The sequence below is a fragment of the Sphingopyxis sp. genome, from assembly GCF_035565275.1.
Lineage (GTDB): Bacteria > Pseudomonadota > Alphaproteobacteria > Sphingomonadales > Sphingomonadaceae > Sphingopyxis.
In genome coordinates, this window is sequence record NZ_DATMST010000318.1 from 1 (window position 1) to 8,041 (window position 8,041).

General features: G+C 66.6%; 8 protein-coding genes and 1 pseudogene. 5 read left to right on the plus strand and 4 right to left on the minus strand.

Going from position 1 to position 8,041, the window contains the following annotated elements; translation table 11 throughout:
* From VN047_RS20840 to VN047_RS20860, 5 genes are all read left to right on the plus strand, one after another.
* On the plus strand, positions 1-817 hold an 817-nt coding region (locus VN047_RS20840), incomplete at its 5' end, for an alanine racemase (protein ID WP_325546097.1).
* Positions 814-1,446, plus strand: coding sequence for a TetR/AcrR family transcriptional regulator (locus VN047_RS20845; protein WP_325546099.1), 633 nt, complete (start codon positions 814-816; stop codon positions 1,444-1,446). The genes VN047_RS20840 and VN047_RS20845, both read left to right, overlap by 4 nt.
* 62 nt (positions 1,447-1,508) lie before the next feature.
* The gene (locus VN047_RS20850; protein ID WP_325546100.1) at positions 1,509-4,025 is read left to right on the plus strand and encodes a penicillin-binding protein 1A; all 2,517 of its coding nucleotides are present in this window, start codon (positions 1,509-1,511) and stop codon (positions 4,023-4,025) included.
* Positions 4,026-4,109: 84 nt separating this feature from the next.
* Positions 4,110-5,237 (plus strand): peptide chain release factor 2, encoded by a 1,128-nt coding sequence (gene prfB, locus VN047_RS20855; protein WP_325546102.1) that lies wholly within the window; start codon positions 4,110-4,112, stop codon positions 5,235-5,237.
* Positions 5,237-5,962 (plus strand): class I SAM-dependent methyltransferase, encoded by a 726-nt coding sequence (locus tag VN047_RS20860; RefSeq protein WP_325546104.1) that lies wholly within the window; start codon positions 5,237-5,239, stop codon positions 5,960-5,962. Before prfB ends, VN047_RS20860 begins: the two co-directional genes overlap by 1 nt.
* On the opposite strand, the gene VN047_RS20865 is transcribed toward VN047_RS20860, so the two are convergent.
* The 4 genes and pseudogenes from VN047_RS20865 to VN047_RS20880 all read right to left on the minus strand — a co-directional run.
* A complete protein-coding gene (locus VN047_RS20865; protein WP_325546110.1) occupies positions 5,959-6,324 on the minus strand; it encodes a DsrE family protein in 366 nt (121 codons plus the stop codon). The two genes, VN047_RS20860 and VN047_RS20865, sit on opposite strands and share 4 nt — an antisense overlap.
* Positions 6,312-7,061 (minus strand): HesA/MoeB/ThiF family protein, encoded by a 750-nt coding sequence (locus VN047_RS20870; protein WP_325546106.1) that lies wholly within the window; start codon positions 7,059-7,061, stop codon positions 6,312-6,314. The genes VN047_RS20865 and VN047_RS20870 overlap by 13 nt, the downstream gene beginning before the upstream one ends.
* 88 nt (positions 7,062-7,149) lie before the next feature.
* Positions 7,150-7,611, minus strand: a pseudogene (gene dut / locus VN047_RS20875) (dUTP diphosphatase); the annotation flags it as partial.
* A partial coding sequence (locus tag VN047_RS20880; RefSeq protein WP_325546108.1) for a phosphopantothenoylcysteine decarboxylase occupies positions 7,574-8,041 on the minus strand: 468 nt, incomplete at its 5' end. The pseudogene dut and the gene VN047_RS20880, both read right to left, overlap by 38 nt.

An 8,041-nucleotide genomic window follows, 5' to 3' on the forward strand; every position in this document is an offset into this window, starting at 1 on the left:
GCATATCGAAAACTATGCCGAACGCCGCGCCGCGGTCGTCGACCATCCCGGCGTCACCGAACGGTTGCAGGCGGCGCTTGCCGCCGCCGGCGCGCGGCTCGACGTCATCATCGACATCGATCCCGGCATCGCGCGCACCGGCGTCGCTTCGGCCGACGCGGCGGTGGCGCTTGCGAGGGTCGTTTCGGCCGCACCCAACCTCGAATATCGCGGGGTCCAGTTCTATTGCGGATCGCAGCAGCATATCGAAAACTATGCCGAACGCCGCGCCGCGATCGTCGAGCGCACCGCCTGGCTGCAGGAGATCATCGCTGCGCTGGCCGAAGCGGGCTTCGCGCCCGATATCGTCACCGGGTCGGGTACCGGCACGCACCGCATCGACCTCGAATTCGGCGTCTTCACCGAATTGCAGGCGGGCAGCTACGTCTTCATGGACAAGCAATATCTCGACTGCGACATCGCCGACGGCGGCGAGCCGCCGTTCGAGGTCGCGCTGTCGGTCGATTCGCGCGTCGTCAGCGCCAACCATCCGGGGCTCGTCACGATCGATGCCGGTTACAAGTCGCTGTCGACCGACGGCGGCGTCGCGGTGGTCCGGCGCGGGGCGCCCGAGACCGCCTTCTTTGCCTTCATGGGCGACGAGCATGCCGCGCTGATCGCGCCCGATATCGGAACCGCGCTCCAGCCCGGCGATCCGGTGAGCCTGACCGTGCCGCACTGCGATCCGACAGTGAATCTCTATGACAATTACCATGTCGTCGCGGGCGATACGCTGGTCGATATCTGGCCGGTCGGTGCGCGCGGCCGGGCGCGGTGACCATCGCCGCCGCACCCGTCCGTCGCCCGCCGCAGCAGGCGCGCGCGCGCCAGACCCGCGAACGGCTGCTCGATGTCGCGGGCGAACTGCTGGCGGAGGTCGGGCTCGACCGTATTTCGACCAACATGATCGCCGCGCGCGCGGGCCTCACGCCGCCCGCGCTCTATCGCTATTTCGGCGACAAATATGCGGTGCTGGAGGCGCTGGGGCGGCGGTTGATGGAGCGTCAGAACGCCGTGCTGGAAAGCTGGATCGCACGTCATGCTCCCGCCGGGGTCGTCGTCATGGCCGATCGCATCGGCGACCTTGTGGCCGAAAATGCCGCGGTGACGCGCGCCGAACCGGGGGCGGTGTGGATTTTGCGCGCGCTGCACGCGTCGCCGCAACTCGTCCACATCCGGCTCGAATCGCATCGGCATGTGACCGACCGGCTCGTCGATGCTTACGCACCCTATATGGCCGGCATCGACCGTGACGCGCTTTGGGCGCGCGTTCGTCTGGCGGTCGAACTCGGCTTCGCCGCCGACGAAATGCTCTATGAGGAAGACCGGATTCCAGCCGGCGCCGTGCTGGCCGACATCGCGGCGATGTTCCGCACCTCGCTGCTCGATCTGGCACGCGGCGCATAGAAGCGCGCCTCGCCGCAAGCACGCTTCCCTTTCCGCGATGCAGGCGATAGAGGCTTGGCGATATGGCCGCTGACAGTCCGACCAATTTCCGCCTGCGCCTGCGCCGCGACAGCAATGCCGTCATCGCATGGTTTCGCGATATGTGGACACGGCGCTGGTTCCGCTGGCTCGGTTATCTGGCGCTCGCCGGTTTTCTAGCCCTCGCGCTGATCTGGGTGCTCTTCGCGCGCGACCTGCCGTCGGTCGACCAGCTTCGCGATTATGAACCGCCGCTGCCGACGATGGTCCGCGATGCCGAGGGCAAGCCCGTCCACAGCTATGCCCGCGAACGGCGCGTCCAGCTCGAATACAGCGAATATCCGCAGCTCCTCGTTCGCGCCTATCTCGCCGCGGAGGACCGGACCTTCTTCAGCCACGGCGGTATCGACTATCCGGGCGTCGTCAGCGCGATCATCACCAATCTCAGCAACAGCGGTCGCCCGATCGGCGCTTCGACGATCACCCAGCAGGTCGCCAAGAACCTGCTGCTGAGCAACGAGCTCAGTTACCGGCGCAAGGTTCGCGAGGCGATCCTCGCGATGCGCATCGAGGACGCGCTGACCAAGGAACAGATCCTCGAACTCTATCTGAACGAGATTCCGCTCGGGCGCCGCAGCTTCGGCGTGCAGGCCGCGAGCCGCGCCTATTTCGACAAGGACGTCGACCAGCTCCAGCTGCACGAGATGGCGTTCCTCGCAATCCTGCCCAAGGCGCCCGAAACCTATGGCCGCGCGCGCAATGCCGACAAGGCGGTCGGGCGGCGCAATTTCGTGCTCGGCGAGATGTTCCGCAACGGCTGGATTACCGCGGCGCAGCGCGATGCGGCCCAGGCGATGCCGCTCGGCCTCACCGACAGCGGCAACACCGCGATCGCGCAGGTCGGCGGCTATTATATGGAAGAGGTCCGGCGCCAGCTGATCGCCGAATTCGGCGAAACCGCCGACAAGGGTCCGCACAGCGTCTATGCAGGCGGGCTTTGGGTGCGCACGGCCTATGACGGCAAGATGCAGGCGGCGGCGGCCAATGCGCTTCGCCGCGGGCTCATCCGTTACGACGCGGGCAAGGGCTGGTCCGGCCCGATCGCGACGATCGAGGCCGACGACAAATGGGCAAGCCGCCTCGCATCGAGCTTTATCGGCATCGATTACGACGGCTGGCGGATCGCCGCGGTCGTTTCCAAATCGGCGGGCGCCGCGCAGATCGGCTTTGCCGACGGCTCGACGGGCATGCTGCCGGCGGGCGCTGCGACGCTCGTGTATCGCAAGACGGGCGGCAGCGCCTTTTCGGCGATGCGTCCGGGCGATCTGATCGCCGTCAAGGCAACCGGCGGCAACTCCTACGCGCTCCGGAATATTCCCGAGGTATCGGGCGGATTCATGGCCGAAAGCCCGCATTCGGGTCGCATCTATGCGATGCAGGGCGGTTTCGATGTGCGGCTGTCGCCGTTCAACCGCGCGACGCAGGCCGAACGCCAGCCGGGATCGACGATCAAGCCCTTCGTCTACGCGACCGCGCTCGACAACGGCATGACCCCGGCGACGCTGATCGTCGATGGACCCTTCTGCGTCTATCAGGGCGCGAGCCTTGGCAACAAATGCTTCCGTAACTTCGGCGGCGGCGGCGGGTCGGGCGAGCATACGATGCGCTGGGGCCTCGAACAGTCGCGCAACCTGATGACGGTCAAGACCGCGAGCCAGGTCGGGATGGAACCGATCGTCGAAATGATCCAGACGATGGGGATCGGCAAGCACGAACCCTATCTCTCGACCGCGCTCGGCGCCGGGTCGACGACGGTCGAAAAGATGACCAACGCCTTTGCGATGCTGGCAAACCATGGCCGCGAACTGAAACCGCGCGTGATCGATTATGCGCAGGATCGCCGCGGCAAGGTGATTTTCCCCGCGAACTGGAAACCGTGCGAAGGCTGCAACAAGAAGGATTGGGACGGCCGGCCGATGCCGCGCTTTGCCAAGTCGGGCAAGCAGCTGATGGATCCGATGACCGCCTATCAGGTCGTCCATATGCTCGAAGGGGTCGTCCAGCGCGGCACCGCGGTTCGCCTGCGCGACCTCGGCGTGCCCCTGTTCGGCAAGACGGGCACGACCTCGGGCCCGAAGGACGCCTGGTTCGTCGGCGGAACGCCCGATGTCGTCGCGGGCGTTTACATCGGCTTCGATCAGCCGCGAAACATGGGCGGCTATGTTCAGGGCGGCAGCATGGCCGCGCCGATCTTCAAGCAATTCTTTGAAGAATCGATGGCCGACGCCCAGCCTATTCCGTTCGCCGCGCCCAAGGGCGTGCGGATGGTGCGCATCGACCGCCAGTCGGGCCGCCGCGTCTATGGCAGCTGGCCGGGCTCGGACCCCAAGGCGTCGATTATCTGGGAGGCGTTCAAGCCCGAAAGCGAACCGCGCCGGACGATCCGCGAAGAGGAAATCAAGCCGATCAAAGCGCCCCGGCGGCAGGATGCGACCGTTCGCCAGAGCAATGGCCGGCGCAGCGACAGCGAATTCCTCGAGGATCGCGGCGGCATCATCTGAGTTTGCGCCCCTTCTTCGGAGCCTTCTTTCCTTGGGGCTTCGAAGGCCGTAAGGGCGTGATCGACATTTTTCAGGAGCAATGACATGCGCGCCGAAGCGCAGGATCATATCGACAAGATTGGCGCCGCGCTGGCGCTGCTGCGCCGTTTCCTCGACTGGGACCGCGCGGTGCGGCGGCTCGACGAACTCAATGCGAAGGTCGAGGACCCGACGCTGTGGAACGACGCCAAGGCGGCGCAGGAAGTCATGCGCGAACGCCGCCGGCTCGACGAGGCGATCACCGCGACGCGCGCGATCGAAACCGAATGCGCCGACACCGCCGAACTGATCGAACTCGCCGAGATGGAAGGCGACGAGGCGATGGTCGACGAGGCCGTGACGTCGCTCGCCGCGCTGGCCGAGCGCGCCGAAGAGGACAAGATCAAGGCGCTGCTCGCGGGCGAGGCCGACGGCAACGACTGCTATATCGAAGTCCATGCCGGTGCCGGCGGCACCGAAAGCCAGGACTGGGCCGAGATGCTGCAGCGCATGTATATGCGCTGGGCTGAAAAGCGCCGGATGAAGGTCGAACTCGTCGAATATCAGGCGGGCGAGCAGGCGGGTATCAAATCGGCGACGATGCTGTTGAAGGGCGAGAACGCCTATGGCTATGCGAAGACCGAAAGCGGCGTCCACCGCCTCGTCCGCATCTCGCCCTACGACAGTTCGGCACGGCGCCACACCAGCTTTTCGAGCGTCTGGGTCTATCCGGTGATCGACGACAATATCGAGATCGAGATCAACGAAGGCGACCTCAAGATCGATACCTATCGCGCCTCGGGCGCGGGCGGCCAGCACGTCAACACGACCGATTCGGCGGTGCGCATCACGCATATCCCGACCGGTATCGTCGTCGCGAGCCAGAACGACCGCTCGCAGCACAAGAACCGCGCGACCGCGATGGGGATGCTCAAGGCGCGGATGTACGAGGCCGAACTCCAGAAGCGCGAGGCCGCGGCGTCGGGCGAATATCAGGCGAAGACCGAGATCGGCTGGGGGCACCAGATCCGTTCGTACGTGCTCCAGCCGTATCAGCTGGTAAAGGACCTGCGCACCGGCGTGACCTCGACGGCGCCGTCTGACGTCCTCGACGGCGCGCTCGATCCCTTCATGGCCGCCGCCCTGTCGCAGAAGGTGACGGGCGAAAAGGTCGAAGTGGAAGACATCGACTGATGAAGCGCGCGGTCCTCCTTGCCGCGCTGGCGTTCTTGCCGCTGCTCGGCGGCTGCGACAATGCGCCGTGGGACGATGATAGCGAGCGGGTCGAAACGGCGCGTGAATTCCCGCCCGCCGACCGCCCGGTGGCACCGATCACCTCGACAAAATGGTCGACCGAGGAAGCGCGCGACCGCGTCAACGAGGCCGAGGACGTCATGGATTCGGCCAATGTCCGTCCCGGCATGACGGTCGCCGACATCGGTGCAGGCGACGGCTATTACACCGTCCGCCTCGCGCAGCGGGTCGGCGCCAGCGGCCGCGTGCTCGCGCAGGACATCATGCCCGAAGTGATCGAGCGGCTGGCCGACCGCGTCGCGCGCGAGCGGCTCGACAATGTTTCGCTGAAACTCGGCGCGGTCGACGATCCGCGCCTGCCCGCGGCGAGTTTCGACCGCGTGTTCATGGTCCATATGTACCATGAAATCGGTGAGCCCTATGCGTTCCTGTGGCGGCTGCGGCCTGCGCTGCGGGGGGGCGGTCAGGTGCTCGTCGTCGATGGCGACCGCTCGATCGCCGAACATGGCACGCCATTCCGCCTGCTCGTCTGCGAGTTCGAGGCGGTGGGTTACAAGCTGCTTTCCTATGACGACAAGCAGCATGCCGGCGGCTATCTCGCGCGCTTCGTCCCCGACGGCAAGCGACCCGATCCCGACAAGATCACGGTCTGCGACAATCCCTAATAGACGACGAGCCGGTCGTCATCGCCGATGCTCGCCATGAAGCTGACCAGCCCCGCCGCGCGGACATGCGGCACAAGGTCGGCCATCGCGACCTCCACCAGCGCCATGCCCGACTGGCAGACCAGCAGTTCGATTCCGGTGGCGATGGCTTCCTCGACCATCCACGCGAGGTCGGGCTGGCCGCCCGCCTTGCGCGCCGCATCGCCCGAAAAGGCGACCGGCGTCCGCAGCAATGCCGCCGCTTCGCCCTGCAGGAAGACGCGGACGGAACGGCCCAGCGCCGCCGCCGCCATCGCGGTTTCGAGCGCCGCATAAAAGCGCCGGTCGTCGGCGACTGCGACGATGATGTTCAGCCCCGGCATACCGGACACTCCGGATCCTTGGCGACCCCGACCTCGCGCCAGCGCCGGTCGAGCATGTCGATGATGGCGAGCCGGCCCGTCAACGGGGAACCGAGGCCGGTCAGCGCGCGCACGGCCTCCAGCGCCGCCATCGTCCCGATCATGCCCGCGAGCGCGCCCATCACGCCGGTTTCGGCGCAATTGATCCCCTCGCGATCGGGATCGCTGCCGACGAGGCAGGCGTAGCAGGGGCCGTCCGCGCGCCAGCCCTCGTAGAGCGCGACCTGTCCTTCGAACGCGCCGATCGCGGCGCTGAGCAGCGGAATGTTGAGCGCGACGGCGGCGCGATTGACGGCGAGGCGGGTATCGAAATTGTCGCAGCCGTCGAGGATCAGGCTCGCATCGGCAAGCAATGTTGCCGCATTGCCGTCGGTCAACCGGACGACCTGCGCTACGAAATCGACATGCGGATTGATCCGGCGCCCCGCTTCGGCCGCGATTTCGGCTTTGGGCATATCGATGTCGCCGTCGGTGAACAGCGGCTGGCGCTGCAAATTGCTGAGCTCGATATGGTCGTGATCGATGATCGTCAGCCGTCCGACACCCGCCGCCGCCAGATAGGTGATCGCGGGGCAACCGATCCCGCCCGCGCCGATGATGGCGACATGCGCGGCCTTCAGCCTCGCTTGCCCTGCGCCGCCAAAGGCCGGCAGGATGATCTGGCGCGCGTACCGGTCGAGTTCGGCGTCGCTGAGCAATCTATTCGCCCGGACGGCGCAGCTTGATCGCCGACAGCGAGGCGACGCCCGCCGAACCCGCCGTTTCGTCGGCCGCCTCGCTCTCGACCCCGGTCGATCCGAAGCCGCCCGCTCCGCGCGCGGTTTCGTCGAGCGTATCGACCTCGGCAAAGACCGCCCGCTGGACCGGCGCGGGAACGAGCTGCGCGATGCGGTCGCCGCGCCTGATCTCGAAATTCTCGTCGCCCAGATTGGCAAGGATCACCTTCACCTCGCCGCGATAATCGCTGTCGATCGTCCCCGGGGTGTTGAGGCAGGTGATGCCGTGCTTCAACGCGAGGCCCGAACGCGGGCGCACCTGCACCTCGTAACCGGCCGGGATCGCCATCGCGAAGCCGGTCGCGACGGCGTGGCGCGTGCCGGGGCGGATCGTCAGCGTTTCGGCGGCGACGACGTCCATCCCCGCCGCACCGTCGCTCGCATAAGCGGGCAGGGGCAGGCCGCCGCCGTTGGGCAGGCGCTGGATGGCGATTTCAATCGCGTTCAAGGGGGGCACGGGCGTCGAGTTCATCGGCGATCTTTTCCATCAATTTGCGGGCGATGGCCGGCTTGGGCAGTCGGTCCCAGCTGTCTACGCCGTCTTTGCTGACGATATGCACACGGTTCGTCTCGCCGCCCATCGGGTCGGCGGAAACATCATTGGCGACGATCCAGTCGCAGCCCTTGCGAACGAGCTTGGCCTCGGCATGCGCGATCACGTCGTTGGTCTCGGCGGCGAAGCCGATCACCAGCGGCGGGCGCTGGGGCGATTTGGCGAGGCTCGCGAGGATATCGGGATTTTCGGCGAGCGCGAGCGGCGGCACCGCGCCGCTGCCGTCCTTCTTGATCTTCTGCGATGCGGTGTCGGCGGCGCGCCAGTCGGCGACCGCGGCGACCATGATCGCCGCGTCGACGGGCAGGCCCCCGGTGACCTCTGCCGCCATTTCGACCGCGGTCTCGAC